The sequence below is a fragment of the Vibrio sp. 16 genome, assembly GCF_963681195.1.
Classification (GTDB): Bacteria; Pseudomonadota; Gammaproteobacteria; order Enterobacterales; family Vibrionaceae; genus Vibrio; species Vibrio sinaloensis_D.
The window spans coordinates 2,951,902-2,964,993 of the sequence record NZ_OY808997.1 but is presented as its reverse complement, the minus strand read 5'-3'; the positions used below and the strand labels follow the sequence as shown (position 1 = coordinate 2,964,993).

Here is a 13,092-nt window from a genome sequence, read left to right as displayed (position 1 = left end):
AGCGACAATTACTGTGATTATACCTTAGCCAACCGAGTGTGGACACAGCATTAACAACATTTGATATCTCATGTCACGTAAATGAGGGAGATAAGTCATAGCTCAAGTCGTTGATGCAGGGTATAATTTGTTAAAAATCCACCAGCTTATAGAGAACCATGGACAACTTAATCGCCGTTGTTGCTGCAATACTCTATTTTTTAGCAATCGCGACAATCATACCTGGGCTTGTAAATCAGACCGGTATCAGAGCTAAAACCGTCTTAGTCAGTGCCTTTTTAGCATTGGCTTTTCATGCTTGGTTGCTCAGTGATTTGATCATAGAAGCCTCAGGGCAAAACCTGAGCATTCTCAATGTGGCTTCGTTAATTAGTTTTATCATTTCATTGGTGATGAGCATTGCCATGCTCAAAACCCGGTTGTGGTTTTTACTGCCAGTTGTCTATAGCTTTGCTGCGATTAACCTCTCCGCTGCCGCATTTCTTCCGAGTACCTTTATTACTCACCTTGAACAAGACCCTAAACTGCTCATTCATATCTCGCTAGCGTTGTTTTCATACTCAACACTGACGATAGGAGCGCTGTATGCGCTGCAACTTGCTTGGCTCGATCATAAATTGAAAGCCAAAAAAGCACTGGCGATAAACCCAAACTTACCGCCTTTGCTGATGGTTGAACGTCAATTGTTTAACATCATCCTGCTTGGCACCTTACTGCTGACCGGCACGCTAATAACGGGTTTTGTGTTTGTCCAAGATATGTTTGCTCAGGGGAAAGCACATAAAGGTATTCTTTCCTTTATTGCATGGCTGATATACACCACCTTATTGTGGGGGCATTATCAAAAAGGGTGGCGCGGACGCAAAATTACATGGTTTGCTGTTGCTGGTGCAACCTTGCTCACTCTAGCCTATTTTGGCAGTCGATTTGTTCGCGAGATAATTCTGGGTTAATGACGAGTCAAAGGTGCACCAATTGCACCTTTCTTTTACAATACAGCCCACCCTAATCTAAATTGACTTACTTTGATAATTAGGTCATAAATTAACCAAACCCAACAAGGAAAAGATAAGCTTTGGACGACATATCAACGGGTATCTTATTTGCGCTACTCGCGTGTCTTATCGTAATTTCAGGATATTTTTCGGGTTCAGAGACAGGGATGATGTCCTTGAACCGATACCGCCTCAAGCACCTAGCAAACCACGGGCATAAAGGTGCAAAACGCGTCGAGAAACTACTCGACCGCCCAGACCGCTTAATTGGTCTTATTCTGATCGGCAACAACCTTGTCAATATTCTTGCTTCAGCTATCGCGACAATTCTGGGTATGCGTTTATATGGCGACCTAGGTGTCGCAATTGCAACGGGGGCCCTCACTATGGTTGTGCTCGTGTTTGCCGAAGTCACCCCGAAGACCCTTGCCTCACTTTATCCAGAGCGCGTGTCTTACGCGAGCAGTATTGTTCTCACCATCTTGATGAAACTGCTCTCTCCACTCGTCATGTTGGTGAACTTCATTACTAATGGCTTTATCCGCTTACTCGGTATAAAAGCAGATCATGGCGGAGACGACCACCTAAGCTCTGAAGAGTTGAGAACCGTAGTGAATGAAGCTGGCAGTCTTATTCCTAGACGCCACCAAGATATGTTGATTTCTATTTTGGATCTTGAACACGTGACGGTGAATGACATCATGGTGCCGCGAAACGAGATTACGGGTATCGACATCAATGATGATTGGAAATCTATTGTTCGACAGCTGACTCACTCACCTCATGGTCGAGTGGTTTTGTATCGCGACCAAATCGACGAAGTGGTTGGTATGCTACGCCTACGAGAGTCGTACCGATTGATGTTAGAGAAGAATGAGTTCACTAAAGAGACCTTATTAAGAGCAGCTGATGAAGTTTACTTCATTCCAGAGAGTACGCCACTCAACGTTCAACTGCTAAAATTCCAGCGCAATAAGCAGCGCATTGGTCTGATCGTTGATGAGTATGGCGACATTATCGGCCTAATTACTTTGGAAGATATTCTAGAAGAGATCGTTGGTGAGTTCACCACATCAATTACACCAAGCCTTTCGGAAGAAATTTCGCCTCAAGGCGATGGTAGCTTCCTAATCGATGGTAGCGCCAATATTCGCGATATCAACAAAGGGTTAAAATGGAAACTGCCAACTGATGGCCCTAGAACATTAAACGGGCTTATCTTAGAACATTTAGAGGATATCCCAGAGAGTCACTTGAGCGTTCAAGTCTCTGGTCACCCAATGGAAATTGTTGAACTAGAAGAGAATCGAATTAAGTCAGTTCGTGTCTTTCCTAAGCGTAGGGCATAATATTTTACCTATGTAGGCACATCTCAGCGTCGCAACTAAGCAAATGAAAAAAGCCTTGGCACTGCCAAGGCTTTTTGCTCTTAATCTTCGGTAACGCTAAACAAACTTTCCATACTCAAGCCTTGTTTAATCAAAATCTCTCTTAAACGGCGTAGACCTTCTACTTGAATTTGGCGTACTCGCTCTCGAGTTAAATTGATTTCACGTCCTACTTCTTCAAGTGTCGATGGCTCATAACCCAGCAGACCAAAGCGACGAGCTAAGACTTCTTTTTGTTTCGGGTTAAGTTCATCTAACCAATGCACAAGCGAGCTTTTAATATCGTCATCTTGCGTCGATACTTCAGGGTCTGAGTTATTAACGTCTGGAATGATATCCAACAACGCTTTTTCGCCATCCCCACCAATTGGTGTATCAACCGAACTGATTCGCTCATTGAGACGAAGCATTTTGCTGACATCATCTACCGGCTTATCTAGTTGGGTCGCAATCTCTTCAGCAGTCGGTTCATGATCTAGCTTTTGAGAAAGTTCGCGTGCAGTGCGTAGATAGATGTTCAGCTCTTTCACAACATGGATTGGCAAACGAATCGTGCGAGTCTGGTTCATTAGGGCTCGTTCAATGGTCTGACGAATCCACCAAGTGGCATAGGTAGAAAAACGGAAACCACGCTCAGGATCGAACTTTTCAACAGCTCGAATAAGACCTAGGTTACCTTCTTCAATAAGATCTAAAAGTGCGAGTCCTCGATTGCTGTATCGACGAGAAATTTTCACTACTAAACGCAAGTTACTTTCTATCATGCGCTTTCTTGCTGCCTCATCACCTCTTAAGGCTCTGCGGGCGTACAGCACTTCTTCTTCTGCGGTTAATAGTGGAGAAAAGCCAATTTCACCCAAATAGAGCTGTGTGGCATCGAGACTTTTTGCTGAAGCGTCAAATTCTTCCTTTCCTTTAACTTCTTCAGCAGGTGTAGATTTTGTGGATGGTGATTCTTGTTCAGATTCAAACGCCGTAACGTTTTCTTGTCCTACTTCGAATTCTTCGACTTTCGTTGCTGCATTGCTGATACTCATAGCGCCTCCCCCTGGCGAGCTAGCAAGACATTACTACGTCTAATGTCGCTATTTTACCTTGTCAGTAATTTTTACGGTAATAAGTAGCGTTTTGGGTTCACCGACTTACCTTGATAGCGAATTTCAAAGTGTAATCGAACACTATTTGCTCCAGAACTTCCCATTGTTGCTATTTTCTGGCCTGCTTTTACACTCTGTCCTTCGTGTACTAGCAACCGGTCATTATGTGCATACGCGCTGAGGTAGTTGTCGTTATGTTTTACAATCACAAGATTGCCGTAACCTCGCAATGCGTTGCCTGAATAGACGACGGTGCCACCTGCTGTAGAGACAATCGGCTGACCTCGCTGTCCTGCAATGTCGATGCCTTTATTCCCTTGGTCTCCAGCAGAGAAGTTTTTAATCACTCTCCCTTTTGTTGGCCATAACCATTTGGAAACTTTTGTGTTTTTAGGTTTGTCGTTACTGACTACCTTGTTAACATTTTGTTTACCTGTAGAGTTAACATACTCCTTTGGTTTAGATTGTTCAACCTTCTTTATTGGTTCTTTTTTAGTCGATTTTGGTGCATTTTGTGAACTGTGTTGCGCAACCTTTTGATTTGAGTTTTTGCTCGAATTTACACTCGGCGTCGCTGGCACTGGCGCAACTGCAACAACTGGAGCGCCTGCGCCTGTACCACCATAGGCTGGCGGGGTGTATGCAGGTTTCCACAGCCTGAGTTTCTGCCCTGGATATATGGTGTATGGCGCTGTCAACTTGTTGTAAGCAATGATCTCATTTACATCTTTATCTGTGATGTAAGCTATAAAATAGAGCGTATCGCCTTTCTCGACTTCGTAGTAACTGCCTCTATAGCTACCTCGAGATACTGAATCATAGTCTTTCTTTAATCCTGAAACTGGCGCAGGGGATTGCGCAGCGCACCCGAGGAGCACACTGCAAACACCAATAATGAATGAAAGAGACTTAAGCGACATATCTAGGCGAGATCACCAGCAACCAAAGGAACAAAACGTACAACTTCTATAACTTCTGATGTGAATGAGTCAGCGCAGCGCGTTATCTTGAGCAACTGCTGCTCATCGGTTCCGACAGGGATGACCAAAATGCCACCTTCCGACAACTGAGTCAGCAGAGCTTCTGGAACAGATTCTGCCGCCGCGGTGACGATAATCGCATCAAACGGCGCTTTCGCTGCCCAACCTTGCCAACCATCACAATGTTTCGTTGACACATTGTAGATATCCAACTGCTTCAAGCGACGTTTCGCTTCCCATTGTAACGATTTGATTCGTTCAACCGAAAAGACATGGTCGACCAACTGCGCTAAAACCGCGGTTTGATAACCAGAACCCGTCCCCACTTCTAGGACTTTGCTCTTACGGCTAAGTTCCAGAATTTCAGTCATTTTCGCCACAATATACGGCTGAGAGATAGTTTGCCCTTGCCCAATAGGTAAAGCATTGTTGTCATAGGCTTGATGCATCATCGCTTGAGAAACAAACTGCTCTCGAGGTAAGCGTCTTATCGCTTCTAGTACATCAGAGTTATGAATACCACTTGCTACTAGAAAGTCGATCAATCTATCTGCTTGTGGGTTTGCCATGCTTATTGATCCTTCAACCAGTTTTCCATGCTCATTAGTGATTCATGCGCAGTAAGATCTACCTGCAAAGGTGTGACAGACACAAACCCTTGATCAACCGCGTAAAAATCCGTTCCTTCACCGGCATCTTGCTCTTTTCCAGGAGGACCAAGCCAGTATATATCATGACCTCGAGGGTCTTGCTGCTTAATCATCGCTTCCGCGTGATGTCGAGCACCTAAACGAGTAACAGCGATACCTTTTAATTCATCAAAAGGAAGGTCTGGCACATTAATATTGAGCAGTCGATTGGTCGGGATCGGTTTTGCTAGGTGTTGTTCCACAATATGCCGGGCAATCTTGCCAGCACTTGCGAAGTTCTGCTTACCCACCAATGAGAAAGCAACAGCTTGAACACCGAGAAAATGGCCTTCCATTGCCGCCGCGACGGTACCCGAATAGAGAACATCATCGCCAAGATTTGCGCCATGGTTGATACCGGACAACACCAAGTCCGGCAAATCGTCTTTCATTAGCTCATTCAACGCAAAGTGCACGCAATCGGTCGGCGTTCCCTGAACAGAGAACACACCATCCGCAATTTCATTCACGCGCAGCGGTTGCTCTAACGTCAGTGAATTGGACGCGCCCGAACGATTTCGGTCTGGCGCGACAATCGTCACATCAGCGATGTCATTTAAGCTCTCAGCCAAAGCGTGAATGCCTTGGGCATGTACGCCATCGTCATTACTGAGAAGAACTTTCAGTTTTTTCTCACCCATTAGTAAACTCGTTCAACTTCTATCTCATTAACTAATTCACGAACAATGGAAGTCGCAAAACACCCTGCATCCAAAGAAAATTGTAGGGTGACGCAGTCATTCTCCGTTTGCCAAGAGAAGTCTTGCGCTTTTAACGATATGGCTCGGCGATCGTGACGCATGCGGTTACCTCGAATCAGCGCCATAAGATCCGGTTCTGCATCCAAGTGAGGCTGCTCCAATTCAAGAGCCTGAGCCTGCGTTGGAAGTGCGTTGTCACCTGCCATTGCTGCGGTAAGCTCAGCGTTGCCTGCAAGCAATGTACGGTTTACCTCATCAAGAGCATTTTCCTCAACTTGAACCAGAGACGTTGGAGTCTGGACCAAATCGCCGATGATGGCTTGGTTAAAGACACCTTGCTCAATACGCGCAGAGACAATTCGGTTGAAAATCCACGAGCGCGCCGCAGATAACAACATACTGCGTTTGTTTTGGTTGCGAGTGCGGACGTTTTCTTTGCCCCAGCGTCTTGCTTCTTCAATATTATTACCTTGGTTGCCAAAGCGTTGGCTACCAAAATAGTTAGGAACGCCGGTTTGGGCTATCGATTCTAGACGCTTCACGACATCGTCGACATCACTCACTTCCGATAGTGTAACCACGAACTGATTGCCCGCTAACTCCCCCGGACGCAGCTTTTTGTTGTGTCTTGTCGTCTCGAGAATTTCGATACTTGGGTATTGCGCGAGGAAAGAACTGAAGTCTGGCGTGTCGCCTTTAGGCAGATGGATACTTAACCACTGCTCCGTCACGGCATGGCGATCTTTCAACCCAGCCCAGCTAACGTCTTTCGATTTTACGCCGCATGCCTTCGCAAGCTCATTCGCCACAAAACTGGTGTTCTCACCGGTTTTACGAACCCGTACCATGAGGTGCTCACCACTGCCTGTAAACTCATAACCCAGCACTTCGTTAACCTGGAAGTGCTCTGGTTGCGCTTTAATTTTTGCCGTAGCTGTCGGTTTACCATTGAGGTAAGCCAGTGAAGATAAGATATCTGACATAATGTTATCCATTACACGCCGCCTATTCACTTAAGAATAGACGGCGTGTAACTGAGTTATTTTTTAATAAGTAATACGACCGCTTCTGTCGCGATGCCTTCTTTTCGTCCTGTAAAACCAAGACGCTCCGTAGTGGTGGCTTTTACATTGACGTTACCGATGTCGGTTTCTAAGTCCTGAGCGATCACTTGGCACATTGCTTCAATATGTGGTGCCATTTTCGGCGCTTGAGCCATTATTGTGATGTCCGCATTCCCCAGCACGTAGCCTTTTTCTTTCACTCGACGATACACGTCTCGCAGCAACGCTCGGCTATCTGCGCCTTTCCATTTATCATCAGTATCAGGGAAATGACGACCAATATCCCCTTCCGCAATGGCGCCGAGTAGTGCGTCAGACAGTGCATGCAATGCAACGTCACCGTCTGAGTGAGCGATAAGACCTTGTTCATAAGGAAGTGCTACGCCACCAATAATGACGGGCCCTTCACCACCAAATTTGTGTACGTCAAAGCCATGACCAATTCGAATCATACGTTATCCTTTATTTCGCGTTAGATAAAACTCTGCAAGTGCCAAATCTTCTGGTTGGGTTATTTTTATATTATCGGCACTCCCCTTCACTAGCGCAGGAGATTCTCCTAACCATTCCAGTGCTGAGGCTTCGTCAGTAATCGCTACTCCTTCAGATAAAGCTGAAGTGAGGGCATGAGTCAATTGCTCAGTTTTAAACATTTGTGGAGTTAAAGCATGCCACAAAGCTTCTCTTTCTACAGTGTGTTCAATGGATTGCTGAGCATTCGCTCGTTTCATCGTATCTCTCACTGGCGCGGCGAGTATTGCGCCACAACCATGATGAAGTGACTGTTCTATGAGTTGATCAATATCCGTCAAGCTGACACAAGGGCGCGCCGCATCGTGCACCATTACCCATGTTGAAAGTTGGTGTTCACAGACATAGTTCAAACCAGACAGTACCGAGTCTGCGCGCTCTTTCCCTCCCGCGACGGTAATCACGTCTTGTCGCTGGCTAAGCGCCAATGTCGGGTAGTATGGGTCACCCTCACTAATGGCGACAATAACACGGGTAATCAAAGGGTGAGACAGAAGCTTTTCAACAGTATGTTCTAATACGGTTTTGCCATGAATAGTGAGATACTGCTTAGGGCGGTCAGCTTGCATTCGGCTACCGATACCAGCGGCAGGCACGATGGCAACCATGGCCGTAGGGGCGAGATCGGACACTTAGTCATCCTCTCCTATAATACGATAGAAAGTCTCCCCTTCTTTAATCATGCCCAGTTCATGTCGAGCACGCTCTTCAATGGCATCTAAACCTTGGCGCAAGTCGTCGATTTCAGCAAACATTTCATTGTTGCGAGTCTGCAAGTTTCCGTTCACTTGATGTTGAACTTCAATGTCGGCGTTCACCAGTTGGAAATCAGAAATGCCATTCTTACCAAACCACAGTTCGAATTGCAGCCAGCCTAAAACGATAAGAAGTGTGAGTGCAAAAATTCGCATAAACAATGATTCAAAGAAGAGGGATAAAGAAAGACCACATATATACCACAATGTCACACGGTGCGCGAGATTGGGCGATGTGGTCCTTATTGAATTGAGATTTGGGCTCTACACTACGACATCATTAAAAAGCCGAACAAGCCAACGCCTAGAATCAATCGATAAATGACAAACGGTGTCATCCCCATACGAGAAATCAGCTTCAAGAAGAAATGAATGCACAGGTACGCACTAACAAATGAGGTGATGATCCCCGTCATCAAGAAACCAAAATGAATCGGCTCTCCGCTCGTCACCAGTTTTAAACCTAAGTAACCACCCGCGAGTAAAATGATTGGAATCGACATTAAAAACGAGAATCGTGCAGCTGCTTCACGGGTAAAACCAAGATACAGCGCGGCAGTAATCGTTGCTCCAGATCGTGACGTCCCTGGGATGAGCGCCATTGCTTGCGCTAAACCGACAAACAACGCCTTCTTCCAATCTGCTTGATATTCATCCGCGACAAGTTTCGCGTTTCTATCGACGTACCAAAGCAGCAGACCAAAAATGATGGTCGTCGTCGCTATCACCCAAGCACTGCGTAAATACAGTTCAATGAAATCTTTTAGGAACAAACCCAGTAAACAGGCTGGGATTGTTGCGATAACAATCATCCACGCAAACTTGGCTTCTTTGCTTCGGTCACCTTTAAAGATAGAGCCAAAAAACGCGCCCAGTAACGTCACGACTTCTTTACGGAAGTAGATCATAACAGCGGCCAAGGTACCCACATGTACCGCAACATCGAACGCAAGCCCTTGATCTTCCCAACCCAAAACTGCCGAAGGCAAGATAAGGTGGGCAGAGCTAGAAATAGGCAAAAACTCAGTCAGGCCTTGAATCAACGCGAGTAAGAAGGCTTCAATATAACTCATTAGAATCTCTTAAAATTTGTGGTTAAACCATAGAGGAACCGGCACCAGTGCAGTGTCAAACGTCGACTGTTGCCAAATTTGTTTGATGCTTCGACCATCTTGGGGAACCACTCTTGCGGGGCATAGCTCGACAAGGGGCTTAAGGACAAAAGCATACTTAAATATGTCGCTACGAGGTAGCTCAGGTTGAGCGTCAGACACCACATCACCAAATAAAATGATATCGAGATCCAACGTGCGCGGTTCATATTTTGCCGCGTTTTCAGCTCGGCCCCATTTGAGCTCAATTTGGCGAAGTTGTCGCGAGAATTCCGCCAAATCTAACGTTGTTTTCATTTCTACGACAAGGTTGTAAAACGGATGGCTTTCAAAGTCGACGGCTTCGCATTCAAAAATAGTCGAGAGACGCAGTTCATGGCCTAACGCGCTAAGCTCATCAATAGCAGCTTGAATATGCTTACGTCTTTCAATGTTAGAGCCAATACCAACGTAAGCCGTTATCATGCAGCGCCTCGCTCGATGATAACGCCCACACCTTTTGCTTGAGGGACCGCACCAGGTTTGGTTAAACGAATCTTAATCCACGGCACGTTAAATCGGGTCATGATTAGGTCGGCAATCTCTTCTGCTACTCGCTCAACTAAAAGGAATCGCCCGCCTTCTATGTGGGCTAATACAGCGGCGCTCACCTCGGCATAATCCAAAGCATCGACCACATCGTCACTTTTCCCTGCAGGGCGATTGTCGTGAGCCATCTCGATATCAAGCACCAATTTTTGCTTTATTTCTTGTTCCCAATCGTAAACACCAATTGTGGTAATTACTTCTAGCTGCTCGATAAATACCTTATCCATGCGTTTTTCCTTTAGAGGTCGGATACCCAATTTTGACAAAAAGAATTACTATTCCTGTGCCCAAACCATTATTGTTGAGGTTGGCAAGGTCGATATAATATCAATTAGTTGCCTGACAAACACCTCAAAAGACGAGTTAACTTGATATGACACCACTAGCACTTGTTATGATCATCATTGCCTACTTATTAGGCTCGATATCGAGTGCCGTTTTGATCTGCCGAATGCTTCGTCTTCCTGATCCTCGTAAAATGGGATCCAACAATCCTGGAGCGACAAATGTATTGCGCATCGGGGGGAAAAAAGCCGCCGCCGCAGTTCTGCTTTGTGACATGTTAAAGGGAACCATTCCTGTCTGGAGTGGTTTTTTCTTGGGTATCGACCCTGTGATTTTAGGTGTCATCGCGATTGCGGCTTGTTTAGGTCACATGTATCCGCTTTTCTTTCATTTTAAAGGCGGAAAAGGGGTTGCTACAGCGCTTGGAGCTATCGCGCCGATAGGTTTAGATTTTACCGCTATGGTAATCGCCACTTGGTTAGCGGTCGCACTGGTTTTTCGCTACTCGTCGCTCGCGGCCATTGTCACCGTGTTACTCGCTCCTCTCTACACTTGGATGATCAAGCCCCAATACACCTTACCCGTGGCGATGTTGTGTTGTCTGATTGTATTTAGACATCACCAAAATATCCGTCGGTTGCTAGATGGATCTGAACCCAAAATTGGCGAGAAGAAACAACAATTAAATAAGGCCTCGCAATGAGGCCTTATTGATTTGATACTGTTCGCTATTTCGCATGCTTGTCTAAAAAGACCTTAAGCATATCCGTGACAAACTCCGCTTGTTCTAGGTTGGAGATATGACCGGCTTGTGGTATTTCAACCAATTGCGACCCTGAGATAGTGTCATGCATCAGGTATGACTCAAGCACTGGTCTAGGTATATCTTCTTGCCCCACAGCCACTAATACTGGCAACGCAAACTTCTCGATATCTTCCATCTGGTCTCGGCGACCAAATACCATTCGGCCTACTCGAGCGGTTTCGACCGCGGCTTCACCCGTTAAACCCGTCAGCTTAGAACGGAACAGACGTACTAACTCAGGATTATCTTGCTCAACATTACGGGCAAAAAACAGCGGAGTGACGGCTTCAACAATTGGCTCTGGAATCATTTTTGCAGTGCTAATCGCATCTAACATACCAAAGTACTTAGCGTGCGTAACTTCAGGCTCTAAACCGACAAAGGTATCCATTAATACCAAAGACGTCACACGTGATGGCACAAGTGAAACCACTTCACAGCCCCACATGCCACCAACCGACAGCCCCACAAGAGAAAACTGCTCTACATCCAGATGATCCATCAGAGCGACAATTTGCTTCGCGTAATCGCCGAGTGAACGAGTCTGCTCTGGTGCGGCATCCGATTCGCCGTGAGCCCAAAGCTCAGGCACAATACAACGGTAATGTTGACTCAGCGCTTCGACTTGAGGGGCCCACATGTCACTATCCCAAAGGTAGCTGTGACCAAAAACAACAACAGGGCCAGTGCCCACATCCAGATACGCCATTTCTCGGCCATCTATCAAAAATCTTTCCATGGTGTTATCCACTACTATTTTTATTCAGCCCGAGCTTACCATCAGTAATTCTATTAACAGCTCGGAACACTTAGACTGTCAAAAAACAAAAAGGCCGCCATAATGAGCGACCTTATTGATTGTTAGAGATCGTTAGTTGATCGGATCCAATTGATCAATGGGCCAACGAGGCTTGGCTTGTACAGAAAGATCCGCGACTTCACCGTTTTTCAAACGCTGCATGCCTGCGTAAGCAATCATGGCACCATTGTCGGTACAGAATTCTGTTCGAGGATAATAAACTTCCCCACCAATTTTCTCGGCCAACTGCTCTAAATCTGCACGTAAGCGACGGTTTGCACTCACGCCACCAGCGATAACAATACGTTTAAAGCCCGTTTGCTCTAATGCACGCTTACACTTAATCGTTAACGTCGCACACACCGCTTCTTCAAACGCAAGAGCAATATCGGCTCGAGTTTGCTCATCATCACCATTGGCAGCGATAGTATTGGCAGTGAACGTCTTCAAACCAGAAAAGCTCATATCAAGTCCAGGACGATCTGTCATTGGACGAGGAAACTTAAATCGGCCTGGCGTGCCCTTTTCAGCCAGTTTAGAAAGGAGCGGTCCACCAGGATAATCCAAACCCATTAGTTTCGCCGTTTTATCAAACGCTTCACCCGCCGCATCATCAATTGACTCACCTAGGATGGTGTATTCGCCAATCCCTTTCACTTCCACCATCATCGAGTGCCCACCAGAAACAAGCACCGCGACAAATGGGAATGGCGGAGGGTTGTCTTCTAGCATCGGCGCCAGCAAATGACCTTCCATATGATGAACAGGAACGGCCGGAATATCCCATGCATACGCAATACTACGACCGATCGTAGCACCAACGAGCAGAGCACCAACTAAACCCGGACCAGCCGTGTATGCGATACCATCGATATCCTTCGGTGTAAGATTGGCCTCTGCCATCGCCGCTTTAATCAGAGGAATGGTCTTCTTAACGTGGTCACGAGAAGCCAACTCAGGAACCACACCGCCATAGTCTGCGTGCAGTTTTACCTGGCTATATAGTTGATGGGAAAGCAATCCTTTCTCATCATCATAAATTGCAATGCCTGTCTCATCACAAGAGGTTTCGATACCGATAATACGCATGGGTTACCTAGGATGTATTTGTCTAAAATTCAAAATTGGCGCAATATTACCGCGCCTTTGGCTTGCAAACAAATTTTGTGCAAACTGTACTCAACAAAACGCTTTACAAAGGCTATGTGATCGGATTAAAATTCCGCACCATTTTTGATCAAGCTGGTTTGAGACCGAACATCAGTGTTTGGCTCACTAACGTTCCAGCATTAACGAATTAACC

General features: G+C 45.9%; 16 protein-coding genes. 3 read left to right on the top strand and 13 right to left on the bottom strand.

Annotation, left to right across the window (positions count from 1 at the left end; all coding sequences use genetic code 11):
• Positions 1-158: 158 nt before the first annotated feature.
• Positions 159-953 carry a cytochrome C assembly family protein gene (locus U9J37_RS13795; protein WP_005476452.1) on the top strand — a complete coding sequence of 265 codons (795 nt, stop codon included), beginning with the start codon at positions 159-161 and terminating at the stop codon, positions 951-953.
• Between the two features lie 122 nt (positions 954-1,075).
• A complete protein-coding gene (locus tag U9J37_RS13790) occupies positions 1,076-2,344 on the top strand; it encodes an HlyC/CorC family transporter (RefSeq protein ID WP_005476496.1) in 1,269 nt (422 codons plus the stop codon).
• An 80-nt stretch (positions 2,345-2,424) separates the two neighbouring features.
• Here the strand turns inward: U9J37_RS13790 and rpoS are convergent, their stop codons facing one another.
• The 11 genes from rpoS to folB all read right to left on the bottom strand — a co-directional run bounded on the left by rpoS (position 2,425) and on the right by folB (position 10,127).
• A complete protein-coding gene (rpoS, locus tag U9J37_RS13785; RefSeq protein ID WP_005476465.1) occupies positions 2,425-3,420 on the bottom strand; it encodes an RNA polymerase sigma factor RpoS in 996 nt (331 codons plus the stop codon).
• Between the two features lie 71 nt (positions 3,421-3,491).
• Positions 3,492-4,400 carry a peptidoglycan DD-metalloendopeptidase family protein gene (locus U9J37_RS13780; RefSeq protein WP_322413839.1) on the bottom strand — a complete coding sequence of 303 codons (909 nt, stop codon included), beginning with the start codon at positions 4,398-4,400 and terminating at the stop codon, positions 3,492-3,494.
• Between the two features lie 2 nt (positions 4,401-4,402).
• The gene (locus U9J37_RS13775) at positions 4,403-5,029 is read right to left on the bottom strand and encodes a protein-L-isoaspartate(D-aspartate) O-methyltransferase (protein WP_005476449.1); all 627 of its coding nucleotides are present in this window, start codon (positions 5,027-5,029) and stop codon (positions 4,403-4,405) included.
• A gap of 2 nt (positions 5,030-5,031) precedes the next feature.
• Positions 5,032-5,790, bottom strand: a complete 759-nt coding sequence (surE, locus tag U9J37_RS13770; protein ID WP_005476467.1) for a 5'/3'-nucleotidase SurE — start codon at positions 5,788-5,790, stop codon at positions 5,032-5,034.
• The gene (gene truD, locus U9J37_RS13765; protein WP_038137918.1) at positions 5,790-6,833 is read right to left on the bottom strand and encodes a tRNA pseudouridine(13) synthase TruD; all 1,044 of its coding nucleotides are present in this window, start codon (positions 6,831-6,833) and stop codon (positions 5,790-5,792) included. Before truD ends, surE begins: the two co-directional genes overlap by 1 nt.
• A gap of 56 nt (positions 6,834-6,889) precedes the next feature.
• Positions 6,890-7,366 carry a 2-C-methyl-D-erythritol 2,4-cyclodiphosphate synthase gene (gene ispF / locus U9J37_RS13760; RefSeq protein WP_005476471.1) on the bottom strand — a complete coding sequence of 159 codons (477 nt, stop codon included), beginning with the start codon at positions 7,364-7,366 and terminating at the stop codon, positions 6,890-6,892.
• A gap of 3 nt (positions 7,367-7,369) precedes the next feature.
• Complete coding sequence (gene ispD / locus U9J37_RS13755) at positions 7,370-8,053, bottom strand: 2-C-methyl-D-erythritol 4-phosphate cytidylyltransferase (RefSeq protein WP_005476460.1); 684 nt, start codon at positions 8,051-8,053, stop codon at positions 7,370-7,372.
• A gap of 24 nt (positions 8,054-8,077) precedes the next feature.
• Complete coding sequence (gene ftsB / locus U9J37_RS13750) at positions 8,078-8,356, bottom strand: cell division protein FtsB (RefSeq protein ID WP_038214547.1); 279 nt, start codon at positions 8,354-8,356, stop codon at positions 8,078-8,080.
• 113 nt (positions 8,357-8,469) lie between these two features.
• The gene (locus tag U9J37_RS13745; protein ID WP_038137674.1) at positions 8,470-9,273 is read right to left on the bottom strand and encodes an undecaprenyl-diphosphate phosphatase; all 804 of its coding nucleotides are present in this window, start codon (positions 9,271-9,273) and stop codon (positions 8,470-8,472) included.
• A gap of 9 nt (positions 9,274-9,282) precedes the next feature.
• The gene (gene folK / locus U9J37_RS13740) at positions 9,283-9,777 is read right to left on the bottom strand and encodes a 2-amino-4-hydroxy-6-hydroxymethyldihydropteridine diphosphokinase (RefSeq protein WP_005476456.1); all 495 of its coding nucleotides are present in this window, start codon (positions 9,775-9,777) and stop codon (positions 9,283-9,285) included.
• Complete coding sequence (gene folB, locus U9J37_RS13735; RefSeq protein ID WP_005476434.1) at positions 9,774-10,127, bottom strand: bifunctional dihydroneopterin aldolase/7,8-dihydroneopterin epimerase; 354 nt, start codon at positions 10,125-10,127, stop codon at positions 9,774-9,776. Before folB ends, folK begins: the two co-directional genes overlap by 4 nt.
• A gap of 146 nt (positions 10,128-10,273) precedes the next feature.
• On the opposite strand from folB, the gene plsY reads away from it, so the two are divergent.
• A complete protein-coding gene (gene plsY / locus U9J37_RS13730) occupies positions 10,274-10,888 on the top strand; it encodes a glycerol-3-phosphate 1-O-acyltransferase PlsY (RefSeq protein WP_043887491.1) in 615 nt (204 codons plus the stop codon).
• 25 nt (positions 10,889-10,913) lie between these two features.
• Here the strand turns inward: plsY and U9J37_RS13725 are convergent, their stop codons facing one another.
• Together U9J37_RS13725 and tsaD are read right to left on the bottom strand one after the other, a co-directional pair.
• On the bottom strand, positions 10,914-11,729 hold the full coding sequence (locus U9J37_RS13725; protein WP_322413838.1) for an alpha/beta fold hydrolase: 816 nt from the start codon (positions 11,727-11,729) through the stop codon (positions 10,914-10,916).
• Between the two features lie 132 nt (positions 11,730-11,861).
• Positions 11,862-12,878 carry a tRNA (adenosine(37)-N6)-threonylcarbamoyltransferase complex transferase subunit TsaD gene (gene tsaD, locus U9J37_RS13720; RefSeq protein WP_005476497.1) on the bottom strand — a complete coding sequence of 339 codons (1,017 nt, stop codon included), beginning with the start codon at positions 12,876-12,878 and terminating at the stop codon, positions 11,862-11,864.
• Positions 12,879-13,092 lie beyond the last annotated feature (214 nt).

Excerpts from the sequence above, each read along its gene's own strand:
- U9J37_RS13795 (WP_005476452.1), top strand. The coding sequence starts at position 159 with ATGGACAACTTAATCGCCGTTGTTGCTGCAATACTCTATTTTTTAGCA.
- rpoS (WP_005476465.1), bottom strand. The coding sequence starts at position 3,420 with ATGAGTATCAGCAATGCAGCAACGAAAGTCGAAGAATTCGAAGTAGGA.
- U9J37_RS13780 (WP_322413839.1), bottom strand. The coding sequence starts at position 4,400 with ATGTCGCTTAAGTCTCTTTCATTCATTATTGGTGTTTGCAGTGTGCTC.
- U9J37_RS13775 (WP_005476449.1), bottom strand. The coding sequence starts at position 5,029 with ATGGCAAACCCACAAGCAGATAGATTGATCGACTTTCTAGTAGCAAGT.
- surE (WP_005476467.1), bottom strand. The coding sequence starts at position 5,790 with ATGGGTGAGAAAAAACTGAAAGTTCTTCTCAGTAATGACGATGGCGTA.
- truD (WP_038137918.1), bottom strand. The coding sequence starts at position 6,833 with ATGTCAGATATCTTATCTTCACTGGCTTACCTCAATGGTAAACCGACA.
- ispF (WP_005476471.1), bottom strand. The coding sequence starts at position 7,366 with ATGATTCGAATTGGTCATGGCTTTGACGTACACAAATTTGGTGGTGAA.
- ispD (WP_005476460.1), bottom strand. The coding sequence starts at position 8,053 with ATGGTTGCCATCGTGCCTGCCGCTGGTATCGGTAGCCGAATGCAAGCT.
- ftsB (WP_038214547.1), bottom strand. The coding sequence starts at position 8,356 with ATGCGAATTTTTGCACTCACACTTCTTATCGTTTTAGGCTGGCTGCAA.
- U9J37_RS13745 (WP_038137674.1), bottom strand. The coding sequence starts at position 9,273 with ATGAGTTATATTGAAGCCTTCTTACTCGCGTTGATTCAAGGCCTGACT.
- folK (WP_005476456.1), bottom strand. The coding sequence starts at position 9,777 with ATGATAACGGCTTACGTTGGTATTGGCTCTAACATTGAAAGACGTAAG.
- folB (WP_005476434.1), bottom strand. The coding sequence starts at position 10,127 with ATGGATAAGGTATTTATCGAGCAGCTAGAAGTAATTACCACAATTGGT.
- plsY (WP_043887491.1), top strand. The coding sequence starts at position 10,274 with ATGACACCACTAGCACTTGTTATGATCATCATTGCCTACTTATTAGGC.
- U9J37_RS13725 (WP_322413838.1), bottom strand. The coding sequence starts at position 11,729 with ATGGAAAGATTTTTGATAGATGGCCGAGAAATGGCGTATCTGGATGTG.
- tsaD (WP_005476497.1), bottom strand. The coding sequence starts at position 12,878 with ATGCGTATTATCGGTATCGAAACCTCTTGTGATGAGACAGGCATTGCA.